Annotated in this window: 17 protein-coding genes; 5 read left to right on the top strand and 12 right to left on the bottom strand. The window is 62.8% G+C overall.

Features of this window, described 5'->3' with window-relative positions; all coding sequences use genetic code 11:
* Positions 1–17 precede the first annotated feature (17 nt).
* From kduI to kdgR, 3 genes are all read left to right on the top strand, one after another.
* Positions 18–854 carry a 5-dehydro-4-deoxy-D-glucuronate isomerase gene (kduI, locus tag B0G73_RS27485; protein WP_106284327.1) on the top strand — a complete coding sequence of 279 codons (837 nt, stop codon included), beginning with the start codon at positions 18–20 and terminating at the stop codon, positions 852–854.
* Between the two features lie 40 nt (positions 855–894).
* Entirely contained in the window at positions 895–1,665 is a 771-nt protein-coding gene (gene kduD / locus B0G73_RS27480) for a 2-dehydro-3-deoxy-D-gluconate 5-dehydrogenase KduD (RefSeq protein WP_106284326.1), read from the top strand.
* Positions 1,666–1,791: 126 nt separating this feature from the next.
* Complete coding sequence (kdgR, locus tag B0G73_RS27475) at positions 1,792–2,664, top strand: DNA-binding transcriptional regulator KdgR (protein ID WP_106284325.1); 873 nt, start codon at positions 1,792–1,794, stop codon at positions 2,662–2,664.
* A gap of 19 nt (positions 2,665–2,683) precedes the next feature.
* Here the strand turns inward: kdgR and B0G73_RS27470 are convergent, their stop codons facing one another.
* Positions 2,684–3,616: a TauD/TfdA family dioxygenase gene (locus B0G73_RS27470; RefSeq protein WP_106284324.1), complete on the bottom strand. Its 933-nt coding sequence runs from the start codon at positions 3,614–3,616 to the stop codon at positions 2,684–2,686.
* An 803-nt stretch (positions 3,617–4,419) separates the two neighbouring features.
* Between B0G73_RS27470 and B0G73_RS27465 the strand changes: the two genes are divergently transcribed.
* A complete protein-coding gene (locus B0G73_RS27465) occupies positions 4,420–4,824 on the top strand; it encodes a hypothetical protein (RefSeq protein WP_106284323.1) in 405 nt (134 codons plus the stop codon).
* A 78-nt stretch (positions 4,825–4,902) separates the two neighbouring features.
* The gene (locus tag B0G73_RS27460; protein WP_106284393.1) at positions 4,903–5,151 is read left to right on the top strand and encodes a hypothetical protein; all 249 of its coding nucleotides are present in this window, start codon (positions 4,903–4,905) and stop codon (positions 5,149–5,151) included.
* Between the two features lie 57 nt (positions 5,152–5,208).
* Here the strand turns inward: B0G73_RS27460 and B0G73_RS27455 are convergent, their stop codons facing one another.
* From B0G73_RS27455 to mprF, 11 genes are all read right to left on the bottom strand, one after another.
* Positions 5,209–5,451, bottom strand: a complete 243-nt coding sequence (locus B0G73_RS27455) for a hypothetical protein (RefSeq protein ID WP_106284322.1) — start codon at positions 5,449–5,451, stop codon at positions 5,209–5,211.
* 326 nt (positions 5,452–5,777) lie between these two features.
* Positions 5,778–7,025, bottom strand: coding sequence for an enolase C-terminal domain-like protein (locus B0G73_RS27450; protein ID WP_106284321.1), 1,248 nt, complete (start codon positions 7,023–7,025; stop codon positions 5,778–5,780).
* Between the two features lie 38 nt (positions 7,026–7,063).
* Positions 7,064–8,362 carry an MFS transporter gene (locus tag B0G73_RS27445; RefSeq protein ID WP_106284320.1) on the bottom strand — a complete coding sequence of 433 codons (1,299 nt, stop codon included), beginning with the start codon at positions 8,360–8,362 and terminating at the stop codon, positions 7,064–7,066.
* Between the two features lie 81 nt (positions 8,363–8,443).
* Positions 8,444–9,211, bottom strand: a complete 768-nt coding sequence (locus B0G73_RS27440; protein WP_106284319.1) for an SDR family oxidoreductase — start codon at positions 9,209–9,211, stop codon at positions 8,444–8,446.
* 158 nt (positions 9,212–9,369) lie between these two features.
* Positions 9,370–10,089: a FadR/GntR family transcriptional regulator gene (locus B0G73_RS27435; RefSeq protein ID WP_106284318.1), complete on the bottom strand. Its 720-nt coding sequence runs from the start codon at positions 10,087–10,089 to the stop codon at positions 9,370–9,372.
* A 277-nt stretch (positions 10,090–10,366) separates the two neighbouring features.
* Positions 10,367–11,008, bottom strand: coding sequence for a glutathione S-transferase family protein (locus B0G73_RS27430; RefSeq protein ID WP_106284317.1), 642 nt, complete (start codon positions 11,006–11,008; stop codon positions 10,367–10,369).
* A 61-nt stretch (positions 11,009–11,069) separates the two neighbouring features.
* On the bottom strand, positions 11,070–11,834 hold the full coding sequence (locus B0G73_RS27425; RefSeq protein WP_106284316.1) for a ParA family protein: 765 nt from the start codon (positions 11,832–11,834) through the stop codon (positions 11,070–11,072).
* Positions 11,835–12,099: 265 nt separating this feature from the next.
* A complete protein-coding gene (locus tag B0G73_RS27420) occupies positions 12,100–13,278 on the bottom strand; it encodes a 4-hydroxybenzoate 3-monooxygenase (RefSeq protein ID WP_106284315.1) in 1,179 nt (392 codons plus the stop codon).
* 241 nt (positions 13,279–13,519) lie between these two features.
* On the bottom strand, positions 13,520–15,094 hold the full coding sequence (gene ilvA, locus B0G73_RS27415) for a threonine ammonia-lyase, biosynthetic (RefSeq protein ID WP_181196653.1): 1,575 nt from the start codon (positions 15,092–15,094) through the stop codon (positions 13,520–13,522).
* A 249-nt stretch (positions 15,095–15,343) separates the two neighbouring features.
* Positions 15,344–16,615, bottom strand: coding sequence for a virulence factor family protein (locus B0G73_RS27410; RefSeq protein WP_106284314.1), 1,272 nt, complete (start codon positions 16,613–16,615; stop codon positions 15,344–15,346).
* Positions 16,612–19,164: a bifunctional lysylphosphatidylglycerol flippase/synthetase MprF gene (gene mprF / locus B0G73_RS27405; RefSeq protein WP_258193546.1), complete on the bottom strand. Its 2,553-nt coding sequence runs from the start codon at positions 19,162–19,164 to the stop codon at positions 16,612–16,614. Before mprF ends, B0G73_RS27410 begins: the two co-directional genes overlap by 4 nt.
* Positions 19,165–19,334 lie beyond the last annotated feature (170 nt).

Below are 19,334 nucleotides of genomic sequence, written 5' to 3'. Positions count from 1 at the left end.
CCAGCGGAGACGGAACAATGGAAGTGAGACAGGCCATCAACAGCGAATACGCGAAGACGCTGGATACCGAGGGGCTGCGCAAGGCATTTCTGGTCGATCAGGTGTTCGAGCGCGATGCGCTGAAGCTGACCTATAGCCATATCGACCGGATCATCGTCGGCGGCGCGATGCCGGTGGCGCGCGCGGTCGAGGTGCCCGGCTCCGTCGGCCAGGCGATCGGCGTGAGCTATCTGCTGGAGCGACGCGAACTCGGCGCGATCAATATCGGCGGCGACGGCTGGGTCGACGTGGACGGCACGCGCCACGCGGTACGCAATGAAGAGGCGATCTACATCGGCCAGGGCACGCAGTCCATCGCCTTCGGCAGCGACGACGCCGCGCGCCCCGCGAAGTTTTATGTGAACTGCGCGCCCGCTCACATGTCGTATCCGACCCGCACCATCTCGCTCGCGCAAGCCTCGCCGCAAACGCTCGGCGACCCCGCCACGAGCAACCGCCGCACCATCTACAAGTTCATCGTTCCCGAAGTGCTGCCCACCTGCCAGCTTTCCATGGGCATGACGAAACTCGAACCGGGCAGCCTGTGGAACACCATGCCGTGCCATACGCACGAGCGCCGCATGGAGGTGTATTTCTACTTCAACGTCGCCGACGACGCCGCCGTTTTTCACATGATGGGCGAGCCGAACGAGACGCGGCATATTCTCGTGCACAACGAACAGGCGGTGATCTCGCCGAGCTGGTCGATTCACTCCGGCGTCGGCACGCGGGCGTACACGTTCATCTGGGGCATGGTCGGCGAAAACCAGGTGTTCAGCGATATGGATCACATCGCGGTGCGGGATTTGCGTTGATGGACCGCCCTTTTCACAACAGCAACCACGACCGCACGACATGGGCCCGAACATCGTGAATCCCTTTGATCTCACCGGCCGCGTCGCCATCGTCACCGGCAGCAATACGGGGCTCGGCGCCGGCATGGCGGTCGCGCTTGCCGCGGCCGGTTGCGACATCGTCGGCGTGAGCCGCGCCGACGCCGGCGACACCGCCGCGCGTGTGCAAGCCTGCGGACGACGCTTCGCGGACGTGCGCGCCGATCTCGGCTCGATCGCGCCGGTCGAGGACATCGTGCGCGCCGCTGTGGAAGCGTTCGGCCGCATCGACGTGCTGGTGAACAACGCGGGCATCATCCGCCGCGAAGACGCGCTCGATTTCACCGAAGCCGACTGGGACGCCGTGGTGGACGTCAATCTGAAGAGCCTGTTCTTTCTCTCGCAGGCTGCCGCGCGGCAATTCGTGAAGCAGCAAAGCGGCGGCAAGATCATCAACGTCGCGTCGATGCTGTCGTTTCAGGGCGGCATCCGCGTTGCGTCATACACGGCGTCGAAAAGCGGCGTGCTCGGTCTCACGCGACTGCTCGCGAACGAATGGGCGGCGCAAGGCATCAACGTCAATGCGATCGCGCCGGGCTACATGGCGACCGCGAACACGGCCGCGCTGCGCGACGACTCACAGCGCAACGACGAGATTCTGAGCCGCATCCCGGCCGCCCGCTGGGGCACGCCCGACGATCTCGCGGGGCCAGTGGTATTCCTCGCGTCCGCGGCTTCGGACTACGTGCATGGGCATACACTGGCAGTAGACGGCGGCTGGCTCGCTCGCTGACCCGGCAGCGGGCGCAGGACGCGGTATGCTCCCGGCGCCGCGCGGGTACACGCGCCGGGGCACGCGGCTGGAAATACCGGCGACTTGCGGGAACGGCACTGGAACGGATAGACAGGGAAGACGGAAATGGCATCAGCAGGCAAACAGCGCAAGGACGACGGCGCCCCACAAGCGCAAGACGCGGAGAACGCCGACTGCGGCGACAAGGGCGAATCGGCCTCGTCCATCGGCCGCGTCTTCGCGATTCTCGGCGCGATCGGCGACAGCGGACAGATCGGCATCAGCGAACTGTCGCAGCGGCTCGGCATGTCGAAGACCACCGTGCACCGCGTGATCCAGACGCTAAAAGCGCTCGGCTACGTCACGCAGGAAGTGGAAACGGAGCGCTACCGGCTGACCATCCGCCTGTTCGAACTCGGGGCGAAGGCGTTGGAAAGTGTTGATCTGGTGCGCGAGGCGGACGTGGAAATGCGCCGCATCGGTGAAGCGACGCGCGAGGCGGTGCACCTCGGCGCGTTCGACGAAGACGCCATCATCTACATTCACAAGATCGATGCCGACTACGGGCTGCGCATGCAGTCGCGCATCGGCCGGCGCAATCCGTTGCACAGCACGGCGATCGGCAAGGTGCTGCTCGCCTGGATGGACCCGGCCGACGCGCGCGAAGTGCTCTCGCACGTCGAATTCCGCAAGTCGACGCAGAAGACGCTCTCCTCCGCCGAGGCCGTGCTGAACATTCTGCCGCACGTGCGCGAGCAAGGTTACGGCGAGGACAACGAGGAACAGGAAGAAGGTCTGCGGTGCCTCGCGGTGCCGGTGTTCGACCGCTTCGGCCGCGTGATCGCCGGCCTGTCGATTTCGTTTCCGACCATGCGCTGCGGCGCCGACACGAAGTCGCATTATGTCGCGCTGCTCAGGAAGGCGGGCCTCGCGATCTCGGCGCGGCTCGGTTATCGGCAAGCGACGGCGCCGCAACAGATCGCCGCCGAGCCGGGCTGAGCGTTAGTTCGTCAGGTCTTCAGGCCGCCTTCGCCGGCGGATTCGGCCGCACGCTGCGCGTGAAACTGCGGCGGCCGTCCACACTCACCGGCACATCGCCCTTCAGCGTCACGCGACGCACCACGCGGTGCGCGTCGCCGTAGTCGTTGACCGCGTAGTGCTGGGTCGCGCGGTTGTCCCAGATCGCGACGTCGCCGGCCTGCCAGCGCCAGCGTACGATGTTCTCGAGACGCGTCACGTAACCTTGCAGCAGTTCCAGCAGATGCGCCGACGCGCTCGGCGCGAGACCGACGAAACTCTTCACGAAGAGCCCGAGAATCAGCGTCTTTTCGCCGGATTCCGGATGCACGCGCACGACCGGATGCTCGGTCTCGTAACGCGTCGAGACGAACGCCTCACGGTGACGCCTGATCGCCTCGGCGTCGCGGCCACGCTCGCCGACGCTGGTGTGATTCGCGTAGTCGTAATCGTTGCTATGCACGGCCCAGAGTTGATCGGCGAGCGCTTTGAGCGGCGGCGGCAGATCGTCGTAAGCCGTGGCCGTGTTGGCCCACACCGTGTCGCCACCCACCTCCGGAATCGTCACACCGCGCAGGATCGACGCCTGCGGATAAGCGTCGACGAACGTCACGTCCGTGTGCCATGAATTGGCGCGGCCGCCGCGATGCGAGTCGAGTTCGAGCAGATAGTCCGTGCCGTCCACCACCGGCACCGTGGGATGCGAAACCGGCTCGCCGAGCAGCCTGGCGAAGGCTTCCTGATCGGCGTCCTGCAAATGCGTCTGGCCGCGGAAAAATATCACCTTGTGACGTACCAGCGCCGCGCGAATCGCTTCGACGGTGGCCGCTTCGAGTTGGCTCGACAGCCGCACGCCGCGGATTTCCGCGCCGATGCGGCCAGTGACGGGATGAATGTCCAGTGCGTTGGACGTCGCGAGACTCAGATTCGACATGCTATGCCACTCCCGGTGTGAGGACGATTGAGGACGAGAAAGCTCAGCGCTGACCGCAAGAATGCGATCGAACTGAAGTGGCTGACGGTCAGCCGATCCAGCGATCTAACCAGTCCCGGCGACGCACGTAAAACACTTGTTTTTCATGTCCTTATCACACTCGACGGAATGAGGATCGCGCGTGGACGCGATGGCGCCGGTATCGTCACGATGCTGTCGCTCATGTTTGCTATCGAGGCTCGCGTATCGCGCCAACGCATAGGCGCGCACTGCCGGCTCGATAAATCGGCCGAGAACACGGGTCTGCACAGTGCAGTCTGCAACCGAATGTATCCGCACGGCATAGCCGCTACGACATGCGCCGCGGCATACCCAATGGCCGTCGATACACGCGCGGTTCGACGCGCGGCAAACGCGAGACGCCCGGCCACGCCGACCTTTCCACAATGCGTTCAATGGCTTGCGCGTCAGACTGCGCGCTGAGCCCCCTCTGCTCATTGCGTCTCGACGCACGCCATTCACGCGACGCATGGGTTGCCCGCATACATCGCAATCGACACGTCCTGTTACACACAAACACACCGGTAATGCCGCGGCTCAGTAGAGTTCGGGTCACAAGGAAACGGGAGCAATGTCATGAAAAGAATTTTCGCGCTGGTCATTCTGGCCGTCACCCTCGGCAGTGCATTGGGCGGCTGCATCGTGGTTCCGGAAGGCGGCTACCACAACCACTATCACGATCGTTATTGAGCACGACACGCGCAAGACTTTCCACTCATCATCGTAGAAGCCGGAACTAAAATATGAAGCAATCACAAAACCGCTGGCTGTCCATGGCGATCGTCGCGGGTCTCGGAATCGGCGCTTCATCGGTCGCGCTGGCCCACGTCGATGTGGGCGTGAATATCGGCGTTCCAGGCGTCGTTTATGCGCCCGAACCCGTGTACGCCCCGCCGCCGCCGGTCTACGCTCCGGCTCCGCCGGTGGTCGTGGTGAGTCCGGGCTGGTACGGCGAACGGTATTACGACGGTCACCGCTACTGGGAACGGCGCGAATGGGAAGAGCGTCATCACGGCGGACGCGATTGGTATGAAGCGCGCGGTCCGCACGGCGACTGGCGCGGTCACGACAACGGCTGGCATGGTCATGGCGACGATCACGGCCATGGCGATGATCACGATCACGGCCATGGCCACGGCGATCATTGATGCAGAGGCCGCGGCCGCGTCGACGACGCGGCCGTGCCGCGCACGCATTCGCGCCATACGTTCTGCAGGAGCGACGACTTGCTACGCAGCGATCCACGACGAGTCACCGCGCGCATCGACGACACGCTGATCTGCGCCGAATACAGCGAACAGACCGGCCAATTGTGTTTGCGCCAGAACGGCACACTCTTGCGCGAATGGTTTCCACCTCACTCGTGGATCGCAATTGCGTCAGTGGCGGGCGCGCGGCATTGGGGCACGCGGCCTAGCGATGATGATTTGCTGGCGCTGCTGCACAACGAGATGACTCTGTTGCGCGCGCCATAAAAGAAGAGATTCAGTTTCGCGCGCGGTGATGGGCTCGCCGCGCGCTTCGTGAAATGCTTAACGCGCGTTGTGAATCGGCGGCGAGTAGGAGCTAACCGTCGTATCGCTGCCTTGACCTGCCTGCCATGTGCCTGCGCTGGCAGAACCATATCCGCTGTTGCCGGCCTGAGCCGGGTCTTGATGACCCGCGGCTTGCGTCTGCGCGCCTTGCGATACAGGTTCATTGGACGACTGAGCGAACGAAGCTACCGGCGCGGCAAGAACAACGGCGATCGCAACGGCTTGAATGAGCGACTTCATGAAACCACCTCCAGAGATTGTCTTTCTACGCGCTGCGGCAAGGGCTGTCGTTGCAGCGGTAGATTGAGTGTAGGCGGCCAGCGCGGCGGGATAAATCCGCCAATCCTGAATTCACTGTTGCTGCTGCCACTACAATGAAAAACGGCTGCTCAGCGAGTGGTTTTCAAATTCATTTGCTCGGAATTCGCCGTTTGTCTTGCAGCAATGGAGAGACTGTTCTGCATCGCCCGCATAGTTGCGTTTTGCGGCGCAACGTTGGGAGCGTCACGCACGGATCCTGTTGCCGAACCAGGGTCCATGCAGACCATTGCGTCAAAGTGGGGATTTCACGGCGTTTGCAGCGTGCCGTCTTTCAGGCGCGTTTGGGTCCACGTCGTTACGCTATTTTCGCAGGGATATTTCGCGGCCTCCGCTTCGTCGATATCGACACCGAGACCCGGCTTGTCGTTGGCGTAGACGTGACCCTGCCTGAACTCGGGCAGGCCGGGGAACACATCAAGCAACGCCGCTCTCGGACCCTTCAGGTCCTGGATCACGAAATTCGGCGGCTCGATGCCCGACCATTCCTGGACGCCGAAATTGCGCGCGGCCAGATCGATATGAATATTCGCCGCATGCGCCAACGGCGACATGTCACCGGGGCCGTGCCATGCCGTTCGAACGCCGAATTGCTCGGCAAAGATCTGCAGCTTGCGTCCCGCGGTAATCCCGCCGATCTGGCTGAGATGCACGCGGATGAAGTCGATCAGACGCTCGGTAATCAGGAAGCGCCATTCGTATGGGTTGTTGAATAGCTCGCCCTGCGCCAGCGGCGTGGTCGTTTTGGCGCGCAACTGACGCATCCATTCCCCCTCCTCCAGCGCGATCGCGTCTTCGAGAAAGAACAGTTCGTACCGCTCCAGTTCGCACGCAAAGCGGATCGCTTCGACCGGCTTCAAACGTTCATGCACGTCGTGACACAGCGCGACGTCGAAACCGATCTTGCTGCGAATGCCGTCAAACAGTTTGAGCGTGTCGCGCATGTATTTACGGCTGTCGAGATAGACGCCGTCCGCCGCGCCTTGCGGCGCGCTCGCCGGCGCCCTGCCGAAACCGCCTCCGCCATAGCCGCCGCTCTGACAGCGAATGTGCGTGATGCCCTGCTCGCGATACTTCTGAATGTTCTCGCACAATTCGTTCAGATCGCGGCCGTCCGCGTGGCGATAGATCGGCACGCCTTCGCGGCACTTGCCGCCGAACAGCTGGTAGAGCGGCATGTTCGCCAGTTTGCCCTTGATGTCCCACAGCGCCATGTCGACACCGGAGATCGCATTGTTCTCGATCGGGCCGTTGCGCCAGTACGCATTCTGATGCATCAGTTGCCAGAGTTCCTCGATCGCGTCCGCATCGCGCCCGATCAGCAGCGGTCGCAGATATTCCTCGATCAGACACTCCACCGCCACATGCCGGTAAGCGAAAGTCGCGCAACCGAGGCCGTACAGACCGGGCTGGTTCGTCTCCACCTTGACGACGATGAGGTTGATGCCTTCCGGCGCGGTCAGGATGACTTTTACGTCGGTAATCAGGGTTGCCATGCTCTATCTGCCAGGTTTCAGCCAATGAATTCGATCGACTACTGTTGCGTGCGCTGTAGCGACAGCGATGCTTCGCGCTTCGCATGTTCTTGGGAATTCGCCGGCACGGTCATCATCAGGATCACAGACGACAGCAGGCCGCCCGCCATGAAAATATAAGAAGCCGCCGGGCTGCCGGTCGCGCCGTTCAGATACCCCACCACCCATGAACCGGCGAACGCACCGAGCGCGCCGCACGCGTTGATCAGACCGATCGCGCCGCCCAGCACGTTGCCCGGGATCAGCTCCGGCACCAGCGCGAAGAACGGCCCGTAGGGCGCATACATCGTTGCGCCCGCCACGACGAGCAGCGCGAACGAGATCCAGAAATGCGAGCCGCCGATCAGGTAAGACGCTACGAACGCAATCGTGCCCACCAGCAGTAGCGGCCAGACGAACAGCTTGCGGTTGCGCGTCTTGTCCGAGAGCCACGACGCGAGCAGCATCAGGATGATCGCCGCGAGATACGGAACCGCGGCGAGCCAGCCGACCGAGACGATGTCGATCGTCGAGGCCGCCTTGAGGATCGACGGCAGCCACATGATGAAGCCGTACACGCCGATGCTCCACAACGCGTGAATCGCGCAAAACTTCAATACGATCGACGAGCGGAAGGCCGCCTTGTAGTCGCGCACTGGTGCGATATGCGCCTGCTCGGCTCTCAGGCGCGCGTCGAGTTCGGTCTTTTCGGCGGCGCTCATCCACGGCGCGTCGGCCGGGCGATCCTTCACCGTGAACCACCACACGACCGCCCAGATGAGCGCCGGCGCACCTTCGATAACAAACATTTCACGCCAGCCGAAGCTGCGCACCAGATAGCCCGACACCACCGACATCCACAAGACAGTCACCGGATTGCCGAGAATCAGGAACGTATTGGCACGCGAGCGTTCACTCCTGGTGAACCAGCGGCTGATGTACATCAGCATCGACGGCATGACGGCCGCCTCCACCACGCCGAGCACGAAGCGCAGCACCATCAGCATCGGAATGTTGCTGACCATGCCGGTGGCCGCCGCGCACAGCCCCCAGAGAATCAGGCTGAAAAAGATCAGCTTCTTCACGCTATTGCGCTGCGCGTAGATCGCACCGGGCACCTGAAACAGGCAGTAACCGAGAAAGAACAGCGAACCGATCAGCGACGACGTGCCGTGCGTGATGCCGAGATCGCGATCGATGCCCGCTGCGGCGGCGAAGCCGTAGTTCGCGCGATCGAGATAGGCAAGGCTATAGGTGATAAAGATGATGGGCATCAGATACCACCATCTTTGGGGCGCTACGGCTTTGACGCTTTCCATGATGTCTCCGGATCGGTACGGCATACTTACTATCTGGCGAACGCGGTGTTTTTGTTGTGCTCTGCCCGCGCGAATCTGTCTTTACAGCACGGCCAACCAGCCGCCGTCCACGTAAATGATCTGGCCGTTCACATAGCTTGATGCCGGCGACGCCAGGTACACCGCCGTGCCGACCAGTTCTTCAGGCTTGCCCCAGCGTTGCGAAGGATTGCCGCTCTTGACCCACGCATCGAACGCGGCGTTTTCGATCAGCGGCTTGTTCATATCGGTCAGGATGTAGCCCGGACCGATCGCATTGGCCTGAATGTTCGCGCCCCCCCACTCGGCGCTCATGGCGCGGGTCAGCATCTTGATGCCGCCTTTCGCCGCCGTATAGGCGCCGACCGTCGCGCGCCCGGCCTCGCTCGTCAGCGAACCCATGTTGATGATCTTGCCGCCCGTGCCGCGTGCGATCATGCGGCGCGCGGCCTGCTTCGCGACAATGAATGCGCTCGTGAGGTTGGTGTCGATCACACGCTGCCAGTCGCGCAGTTCCAGGTCGACGAGCGGTTTGCGAAACTGGATGCCGGCGTTGTTGATCAAGATGTCGACCTGCACGCCGTCCTTGTCCCATTGCGCGAAGGCTTCGGCGACGGCGGCTTCGTCGGTCACGTCGAACGCGCGGCCTTGAGCGTTCAAGCCTTTCGCGCGTAGCCGCTCGACGGCTTCAGCCACCGTATCGGCGCGCGTGCCGTTCAGGACCACGCCGGCGCCGGCGTCAGCGAGCCCCTCCGCTAACGCGAAGCCGATGCCGCGCGCCGAGCCGGTGATGAGCGCCGTGCGCCCGCTCAAATCGAATAGCTGTGTCATGCACGTGTCCTCTCAATGTTCGATAACAAGGCGCGAGTGCGCCCCTCGCGTGCCGTCATGACAGTCGCGATAAATGGGTTGGGGATGCAACGGCGCTGCTGGACGGTCCGCCTACGAGGCCGCCTCGCGTGGCCGTGTTGCGTGGCTAAGGCGACTCGTCAAACGGGCTTCTCGTTGGCGCTGCGATCGAGCGCGGCGCGGTCCTCGAAGTCCTGCTCGGCGCGCTGGATCAGCGTCAGCACGGCTTGCTCCGCCGCCACGGGGTCGCCCTGCTCGATCGCGACGCACAGCGCCTCGTGCATGGGCAGCGAACGAGCGGGCCCACCCTCGATCTCCGAGCTGAGTTCGAAGCTGGTGCGCAGGATCGCCGACAGCGCGTTCTGCATCTGCTGGACAAACTGGTTGTGGCAGGCCGTGAGAATGGCGCCGTGAAACGCCAGGTCGGCGGGAACGTATTCGCCATGCCCGGCGACCGCGCGCTCCATCAACTTGAACGCGCGCCGGACCGCGACCCGGTCTTCCGCGGTCGCGCGTTTCGCGGCGAGCCGCGCCGCGTTCGGCTCGATGATCAGGCGCAACTCCATCAGATCTTCGACGAGGCCCGGCTCGACTGCGCCCGCCCGAGCCCGCCACGTGATCACGTCCGGGTCGAACAACTGCCATTGCGAACGCGGCAGCACGACCGTCCCGTAGCGGCGGCGCACCTGAAGCATGCCCTTGGCGGACAGCGACTTCATCGTCTCGCGGATTGTGATGCGGCTCACCTGCATCTGCTCGGCAAGCACGGGCTCGGCGGGAAGAATGTCGCCGGGCATGAACTTGCCTGAACAGATCTGCTCGCCCATCTGGTTCAGGACCTGCCTGTGCAAGGTTGCCACAATACCCTCTAAGTCATACGTATGATGTAGAAAGATAGGCGCAAGAGCATGGCCTGGCAATGCGGGTTGACCCGGGGTCAGCGGAAAATGGAAGGAGATGAATCAGGGAGGCGGCCGGGTTGGGATTCCGGCGGCGATGATCAGGTTATTTGGCGATCAGCGCGGAGATGGAACGAGTGTGGCCACACAAGCCTGCACGTGCGCCCGTCTTGAAGGGAGTTTGATGCCGGTGACCGGCGGCGAACCACGCGTCACAATTCGCCGGCCAGATAGCTACTTACGAAGCAACCGCCGCGGAAAACGCCGGCCTCGCCTTGATAGCCCGAAGCCATCGATCCAGCGAAGGCAACGGCTGCGGCGCCCCCAACGTATCCGGAAACCGTTCAGTCAGGTGCACCCAGCGATGCGCCGCGAGGCCGACACCGATATCGGCCACGGTAAAGCGATCCTGCGCAAGATAGTCGTGTGTTTCGAGGATCGCGTCGACGATGCCCAGAAGCCGCGTTGCTTCGCGATACGATCGCGTGATGGCGTCGTAGTCGCGTTGCGCCTCCGGCACGCGCGTCAGTCCCAGGAACGTGATGCGCAACGTCGCCCACAGCGTGCCGAGCTGCCAGTCCATCCAGCGCTCGACGTCGGCACGGGCAGCCGGTTCGGACGGCAAGAGCATCTGCGCGTCATATTTTGCGGCCAGATAACGGACAATCGTATTCGACTCCCACAACACGCTCTCTCCGTCGACGAGTGTCGGCACCAGGCCATTCGGATTGAGCGCACGATATTGCGGCGTGTCGATCACACCGTACTCCAGGCCCGCGTCGATCCGCGAAAACTCCCGGCCTTCTTCGAAACCCAGTTCAGCGAGACACCACAGCACTTTCTGCACGTTGATCGAATTGCGTCTGCCGTAGACCTGCATTGCCATACCTCGTTAGCTAGAGAACGTGGCGGATTATCACATTCACAACCCGCGGCGTTCGCTATCCAATCAATTCCCGATGCAACGCCACGAATTCCTGAGCGAGCTTGTGACGGGGATCGAAGTGAATCATCGGCTTCGCGTACTGGTGCGACTCGCGAATCTTCACGGACGTCGATAGCCGTGACTCCAGCACAGGCAAGCCTTCGCTGATCAGTTCCTCGACCAGTTGAAGCGGCAGAGTCGCGCGCGGCTGAAACTGGTTGATCACGATTCCCTCGACTTCGAGCCCGGCGTTGTGATCCTGCTGAATCTCCTTGACGTTATCGAGCAGCGTGTACAGCGCGCGACGGGAGAAGTCGTCGCAGTCGAACGGAATCAGGCAGCGTTCCACCGCGATCAGTGCGGAGCGCGTATAGAAATTCAGCGCCGGCGGCGTGTCGATGTAGATCGCGTCGTACTCGTCCAGTTCGTTCAGCGCGTCACGCAGCTTGTAGATTTTGTAGCGCGACTCGAGCTTGCCGTGCAGCGTGTCGAGGTCGGGATGCGAGGGCATCACATCGAGGTTCTCAAAGGGCGTGGGGTGAATGAACGTCGAGACAGGCGTCGGCCTGAAACTGAAACTCAAGGCCGTTTCGAAGAAGTCCGCGACGTTGGGTTTGAGATCGGTGGCCTGCTTGCCAAGAAGATATTGGCTGGAGTTGCCTTGCGGGTCCAGATCGATGACCAGTGTACGCAAGTTCTCGCTGGCGTTGATAGCCGCCAGGTTGCATACGATGGTCGATTTGCCCACACCGCCCTTCTGGTTGAATATCACACGCCGCATCGACCTCTGCCCCTATTTTGAGAACGCACCGAAGGCACAGCTTACCCTGGCAAAATGACAGCGCGAGGTGCGTCCCTATGAATAGTTTTCGAAGATCTTCACCTGCGTCCAGTCCGGCCAGGTCAATTCCCACAGGCGTGACGTATCGCGAGATTAGCGTGTCCGTCGGCCGGCTGGTCTTTCAGCGAGAGGCCGCTGCGATGTTCAGCCCGCGCAAATGACAGGCACGCCACCCCGCACATGACTCAATGCGCGCCCTGCCCGCTCACGCCTGCGCGCCCGCGATGCCGACGTAGTTTTCAGCCATCGCCGTGGCCGCCGCGCGCGACGTCGTCACATATTCGAGTTCGGCCACCTGAAGCTGCTGCTCGAAAGGCGACGCGCCTTCGATACGGTGCATCATGCTGGTCATCCAGTACGAGAAATGCTCGGCGCGCCAGATGCGTTTGAGCGCAGTCGCGCTGTAACCGTCGAGCAGATCCGTGCGATTCTCCACGTAAAACGCATTCAGCGCCTCGGTCAGCACGCGCACATCGGCCACCGCCAGATTCATTCCCTTCGCGCCGGTGGGCGGCACGATATGCGCCGCGTCGCCCGCCAGAAACAGCCGGCCATGTTGCATCGTGTTCGATACGAAACTGCGCATGCCGACAATGTTCTTTTGAAAGATCTTACCGTCGACAATCTTCTGGCCGTCGTGCGAGTCGACTCGTGCATGCAGTTCCGCCCAGATGCGGTCGTCGGACCAGTTCTCGACGGAATCCTTCGGATCGCACTGGAAATACATGCGCTGCACGTTCGGCGAGCGCGTGCTGATCAGCGCGAAACCGCGCTCGTGACGCGCGTAGATCAATTCGTCCGACGACGGCGGCCCTTCGCACAGGATACCGAACCAACCGAACGGGTACACACGTTCGAAATCCTTGCGCAACGCCTGCGGAATCGCTGCGCGCGACACGCCTTGCGAACCGTCGCAGCCGAGCACGAAGTCGCACTGCAGTTCATACGCTTCGCCATCCTGACGATAACGGATCGACGGCTTATCGGTGTCGATGCCGTGAATCGACGTCTCCGAGACACCGAAGCGCAGCTTGCCGTCGTCGGACACGCGCGCCGCGACGAGATCCTTGATCACTTCGTGCTGTGCGTAGACCGTAATCGAATGCCCCGTGAGTCCGGTCAGATCGATGCGGCGCCGCTTGCCTTCGAAAGCGAGTTCGAAGCCGTGATGCAGCGCGCCTTCCGCTTTCATCCGTGCGCCGACACCGGCTTCGGTCAACAGATCCATCGTGCCTTGTTCGAGCACGCCGGCGCGGATGGTGGATTCGATCTGATCGCGACTGCGTGACTCGAGCACAACGGAGTCGATGCCGCGCAGATGAAGAAGATGGGAAAGCAGCAGGCCCGCAGGCCCGGCACCGATGATGCCAACTTGGGTACGCATGAGTCGTCTCCTGAATGCGACATTAGATTTGCACCCAGTTTGACGATCACGCACGGTATCGCGCAACGCGATATGGCGGATAGACTGTATTTAATTTAGAGATAGAAGCTTTGATCAGCCGCATGCCGCCGGTAGGCGGAATTGAGCCTTAACGCCGTCCAGACGAGGCTTGTGGCCCATTCGCTCGACGGCTCACCTTTCGCGCAGCGTTTCGCCAGATCAAGGTAAACCCCGAGCTAAATTACGACGCCAGAAACAGTCGGTAGACCGGATTGCTCGTCTCTTCCCAGTTCGGATAACCGAGCGTCGCGAGGAACTGGTTGAACGCTTCGTTCTCGCTTTCGGGCACCTGGATGCCGACCAGAATCGAGCTGTAGTCCGCGCCCTGGTTACGGTAGTGAAACAGGCTGATATTCCAGTTCGGCGCCATCGACGAAAGGAATTTCATCAGCGCGCCCGGCCGCTCGGGAAACTCGAAACGGAACAGACGTTCGTCGTGTGCCAACGGCGAACGCCCGCCGACCATGTAGCGGATGTGCTGCTTGGAGAGTTCATCGAACGTCAGATCGACCGTGGCGAAGCCGTGCGCCTCAAACGCGCCCGCGATCTGCGCCGACTCGCTGCGATTCCTGATCTGCACGCCCACAAAAATATGGGCGGAGTTCGCATCCGCAATCCGGTAGTTGAATTCAGTGACGCTGCGTGTGCCGACCAGTTCGCAGAAGCGGCGGAAACTGCCGCGCTCTTCGGGGATTGTCACGGCGAACACCGCTTCGCGCGCTTCGCCGACTTCGGCGCGTTCGGCCACGAAGCGCATGCGGTCGAAGTTCATGTTCGCCCCCGACGTGATCGCGATCAGCGTCTGGTTCTCGATGCCTTCGCGCTCCGCATACTGCTTCGCGCCGGCCACGGCCAAGGAGCCCGCGGGTTCGAGCACGCTGCGGGTGTCCTGGAAGACGTCCTTGATCGCGGCGCAGAGCGCGTCGGTATTCACGAGCAGCACGTCGTCGAGATATTCGCTGCACAGGCGGAAGGTTTCTTCACCAACGAGCTTCACCGCCGTGCCGTCCGAGAACAGACCGACTTCGTTCAGCATGACACGCTCACCGGCCTTCAGAGACGCGGCCATCGCGCACGAATCGTCGGTCTGCACGCCGATCACCTTGATTTCCGGGCGCACCGATTTGACGTACGCGGCCACGCCCGCCGCGAGTCCACCGCCGCCGATCGGCACAAAAATCGCGTGAATCGGCCCCTGGTGCTGGCTGAGAATCTCCATCGCGACGGTGCCCTGTCCGGCGATCACATACGGATCGTCGAACGGATGCACGAAGGTCAGGCCGCGCTCTTCCTGCAGCGTTACCGCGTGACCGTACGCGTCGCTATACGACTCGCCGAACTGCACCACTTCGACGGTCGGGCCACCGTGCGCGCGCACCGCGTCGACCTTCACCTGCGGCGTGGTGACCGGCACCACGATGATCGCCTTCACGCCCATGCGCGCCGCCGATAAAGCCACGCCCTGCGCATGATTGCCCGCCGACGCCGTAATCACCCCACGCTCCAACGCTTCAGAAGGAATATGCGCCATCTTGTTGTACGCGCCGCGCACCTTGAACGAGAACACCGGCTGGTTGTCCTCGCGCTTCAGATAGACCGGATTGCGCAGACGTGCCGACAGATTCGGCGCCCGCTCGAGTTCGGTCTCGCGGGCCACGTCGTAGACGCGCGCGGTCAGGGTTTTTTTCAGGTAGTCGTGACGAAGCGCGACGCTATCGGCGGTAACGGCCACCTGTTTGAATTGGTGTAACGACAAGGCAAGCTCCTGTGCGGCAAGGACGAATCATCGGAGAGTTCACCAGGAGGCAGGCTGCAAGCGGACATAAAAAAACCCGCCTCGTGGGGCGGGTTATGTGTCACTGCTATCAGACGCGCGCTAACCCACCATTCGATGAATGATGCTAATAATCAGCGCAATACGGATGTCGAGGCAGTTCATGCGTTGCATCTTCGTTGACTTGAGGCGCTTTGTCAATCCTGTTGATTGCCATGCGCGATGCGACGATCAATGCACGCCGCTCTGCTTCCTGAAGGCACCGAGAATGCGCTTTTCAAGCGAGTTGTAGTCGCCGCCAAAGTGGTGATCGCCCGAAGTGCGGATCACCTCGATGCCGCTTTTGGTCAGCGTCGGACACAAGGTGTCCTTCTCGTTCTCGCCGTAAAAGCACTGCACGATGGCGGGCGGCACGCGCGTCAATTCCGGCTGGACCTTCAACGCCTTGTCGCTGGCCGGCATGCCGAGCCAGCCGCCCACGCGAATCTGAAAATCCGCATCGGGCGCGAAGCCGAGCAGCGCGATCAGCGCTACCTTCGCGCGCAACGCTTCCGGCAGACGGTTATAGGCGAACGGCATCACATCCGCGCCGAACGAATAGCCGACGAGCGCAATATGCTGCGCGTTCCAGCGCGCGCCGTAGGTTTGCATCACGCGCGCGAGGTCGCGGCTGGTCTGCGCCGGTGGTTTCTCGCTCCAGAAATAGCGAAGGCTGTCCCAACCGATCACGGAGACGCCGTCTTTCTGCAAAGCCTGCGCGATCGTCTTGTCGAGATCGCGCCAGCCGCCGTCACCGGAAATCACGATCGCCATCAGGCCGTTTGGATGCGCCGCCGGCAATTCGATGAGCGGCAGATCGGAAACGTCGTCGTCGCTCGTCGACACGGCCTGCAAATGCGGCGTGAGCAACGCGACGAGGCGCGCGCGATCGGCGTTGCCGGTGGCCGCCTTTTCGACGAAACCCGGCACCTTGTCGCGGATAATCGTCGGGTCCGGCGGGCACGGCTGAAAGCGTGCATCGAGCGTGTGTTCGGCATCCACCGCGACCGCGCCGGCAATCGTATTCGACGGTGCCTGTTCGAGCACGTGCATGGCGAGCGTCGCGCCCTGGCCCGTGCCCGCGACGATCGGCGCGAAATAATGGCTCGATCGCGATTGACGTTCGAGCTGATGGCTCAACGCTTCCGCATCGCCCACCAGTTGATGGCAGGCCTCTTTCTTCGCGACCAAATTGGCGGCGTAGCGAGCCGTGTCGACACCGACGGTCAACGCACCGGCCTTGGCGAGCGCGTCGGCGCTCTGCTGGTCCGCCGCGCTCCAGCCGCTCGCCTGCGAGTACAGCACCACGAAGCCGCGCAACGGACCAGTTGGCTGAGTCACCGTGACGTCGCCATAACGGCCGCCGGGCACCGTGGTGGTCGTAGTGGTTGCCGCAAGCGCGAGTGCGCCACCGGTCACGAGGCTCGTTGCGAGAGCCAGCTTGAACAACGAATGCAATGTCATGAACGCCGGCCTCCTGCCAGCAATGACAGGTCCGCGAGCGTGAAGAACACGCCGACCGAACCCGACGCCGCGAGATAGCGCGGCTCCCAATGCGGCTGGAACTTGCTCTTGAAAGCACGCAGTCCGCGGAAGTTATAGAAACGGCCGCCGAAGCGCCATACGATGCCGGCGAACCGATGCCAGCGCGACGCGAGCGGCGTGGGTTGCATACCGGAGAGCGGCGCGATGCCGAGACTGAGCGAGCGGAAACCCGCCTGTTTCAGATGCAGCGCCAATTGCGTGAACAGATATTCCATGGCATACGGCGACGCGCTCTCCACATGACGCATCACGCCGACGGTCGCTTCGGTGTTCAGGTCGGTCGTCATGAAGGTGACGAACGCGGCCGGCTCGCCATTCTGGCGCACCAGCATCACCGATTGCGCGGCGAGATATTCGTCCGTAAAGGCGGCCACTGAGAAGCTCTTTTCCCGCGCGTCGCGACTGTCGAGCCAGCCGTCGGAAATCTCGCGCAGCGTCTCGAGCGATGCGGGCACGTTCGCCTGATCGATCACTTCGACGGTGAAGCCATCACGGTCGCCACGCTTCAACGCATAGCGAAGGTGCGCGCGATGCGAGCCCTTCAGGTCGAAATCGTCCAGCACGACGTGCGCTTCCTCGCCGAGCTTCATCAGCGTGAGACCGGCGTCGAGGTAAAGCGGCAAGGCGTTGGCGCGCACCTGATAGAACGCCGCGCGCCCGCCGTGCGCGTGGGCGAGCGCGACGAACTTGCTGATCAGGCCGGCCCACTCTTCGCGCGGACCCACCGGGTCGTGCAATGCGGCCCACGTGCGGCCGTATTTCGCGTACATCAGGAAAGCCTCGCGCGACTCGGAGAACAGGAAACTCTTGTCGCCCATCAGCGCGAGACCGGCATCGCTGCGTTCCTGCGCGCGCACGATGCGCGCCGCGTCGTGCAGATCTGCCGGCGCCGGTTTGACGAAGCGCCCCGGCGCGGGACGCAGCAACTGCCAGAACGAGAATGTCGCGGCGAACACGCTTGCGGCGAGCGTCGCGCGCAGCGCACGCGGCGCGCGTTCGTCGAAAGCGAATTGCCACCACAGGTCGCGCGTGTACGGCACGTCGCGGAAAGCAAATAGCATGACCCACGTGGCCAGCATCAGCACCATCGCAACCGACACCAGCCAGCCCGCCGTAAAGCGCTCGGCGAACAGCGACGAATGACGGTTGAAACGCCGGCGCGTTGACAGCAGCAACACGACCAGCATGCCGAGCACTCCGGCTTCCACGAACGCAAGACCCTTGGTCAGCGACAACGCGAGACTCAGCACCGCGAGCAGCAGCGTCATCCACCATGCGGCGTCCAGCCGGCGCATCAAACCACGCGCGACGAACAGCAGCAGCACACCGAGCACGCTGCAAAGCATCTGCGAACTTTCGAGCACCCACAGCGGCAGCACGTCGCGCAGTATGTAAATGCGTTGCCAGAACGCGGGCGTCGCGCTGGAAATGACCAGCATGCCGCCGACTACGAAGGTGACGAGACTCAGAAACAGCGGCGCGAGCCTGGACGCCGCAGCGGCATATTGCAGCGGCAAACGGCTTTTTAGCGCGCGCCCTTCGAAACCGGCGAGCAGCGCGGCGGAAACGATCAACGGGACACCGAAGTAAATTGCGCGATACGCGAGCAAGGCGGCAACCATCTGATGCGTTTGCACGCTGCCGTTCAGCGTGAACACCATCGCCGCTTCGAACACGCCGACGCCGCCGGGCGTGTGGCCGATCATGCCGAGCAGCATGGCCGCGGCGTAGACCGTGATGAAGGTCACGAAGCTCACGTCCGCATGCGGCAGCAGCGCCCACAAGGCGAGGCCGGCGGCCACCACGTCGAGCACTGCGAGCGCCACTTGCGCGAGCAGGTCGCGGCGCGCGGGGATATCGAACGAGAGCCACTGCCAGCGCGTGCGCACCGGGCGCGTGTCGCGGCGGCATGCGGCGGCGGCCGATGCGAGCACGGCGAGCAGCGCCATGCCGATCCAACGCAGCGTGACGGATTCGAGATGCAGCATCGGTGCGAGCGTGCCGGCCACGCCGACCATGCCGAGCGCCGTCATCAACACCAGTGCGAGCGCGAGCGACACGCTCGTAAACACCGTCATGCGGCCGATCTGCGCGGGCGTGACGCTCGCCACGCCGTAGACGCGCGCGCGCACCGCACCGCCCGTCAGCGCGCCGAAACCGGTGGCGTTGCCGAGCGCCGAGCCCGCCGTTGCGCCGATCCACAGCGCCACACGCGGCACGAGCGCGCCCAGATAGCGCAAACCGACGGCATCGCGGCCGACCAGCGCCACATAGCTGAGCGCGGTGGCGCCGAGCGCGGCGCTCCATTCGCCGGCCGTCAGTCGACGCAACTCATGCATCACCGAACGATAGTCGACTGCTTGCGAGAGATGTTGCAAGACGACCAGCAGCAACGCGCCAATCACGAGTGCGAGCAGGGGCGAGAGAAGTCCCCGGTTGCCAAGCGTTTTCGATGCACGGTCGAACATCGCGCCTAGCCGGTCGAATTTATAGTTATATCGATGGAACATGGTCAATGCTGGGCCTTGCGTGGAGCTGTTGCGACGACGGATCGTCTGCCGCGGCATCGCCGCTTATTGGCGATTACAAATGGATAACGGCATTGGGGTGAAAAGGTTGACAGCGTCAGCCGGATTGC

The sequence above is a fragment of the Paraburkholderia sp. BL25I1N1 genome (assembly GCF_003002025.1).
GTDB lineage: Bacteria > Pseudomonadota > Gammaproteobacteria > Burkholderiales > Burkholderiaceae > Paraburkholderia.
The sequence above is the reverse complement of the archived record's forward strand: the minus strand, read 5'-3'. Positions and strand labels throughout refer to the sequence as shown.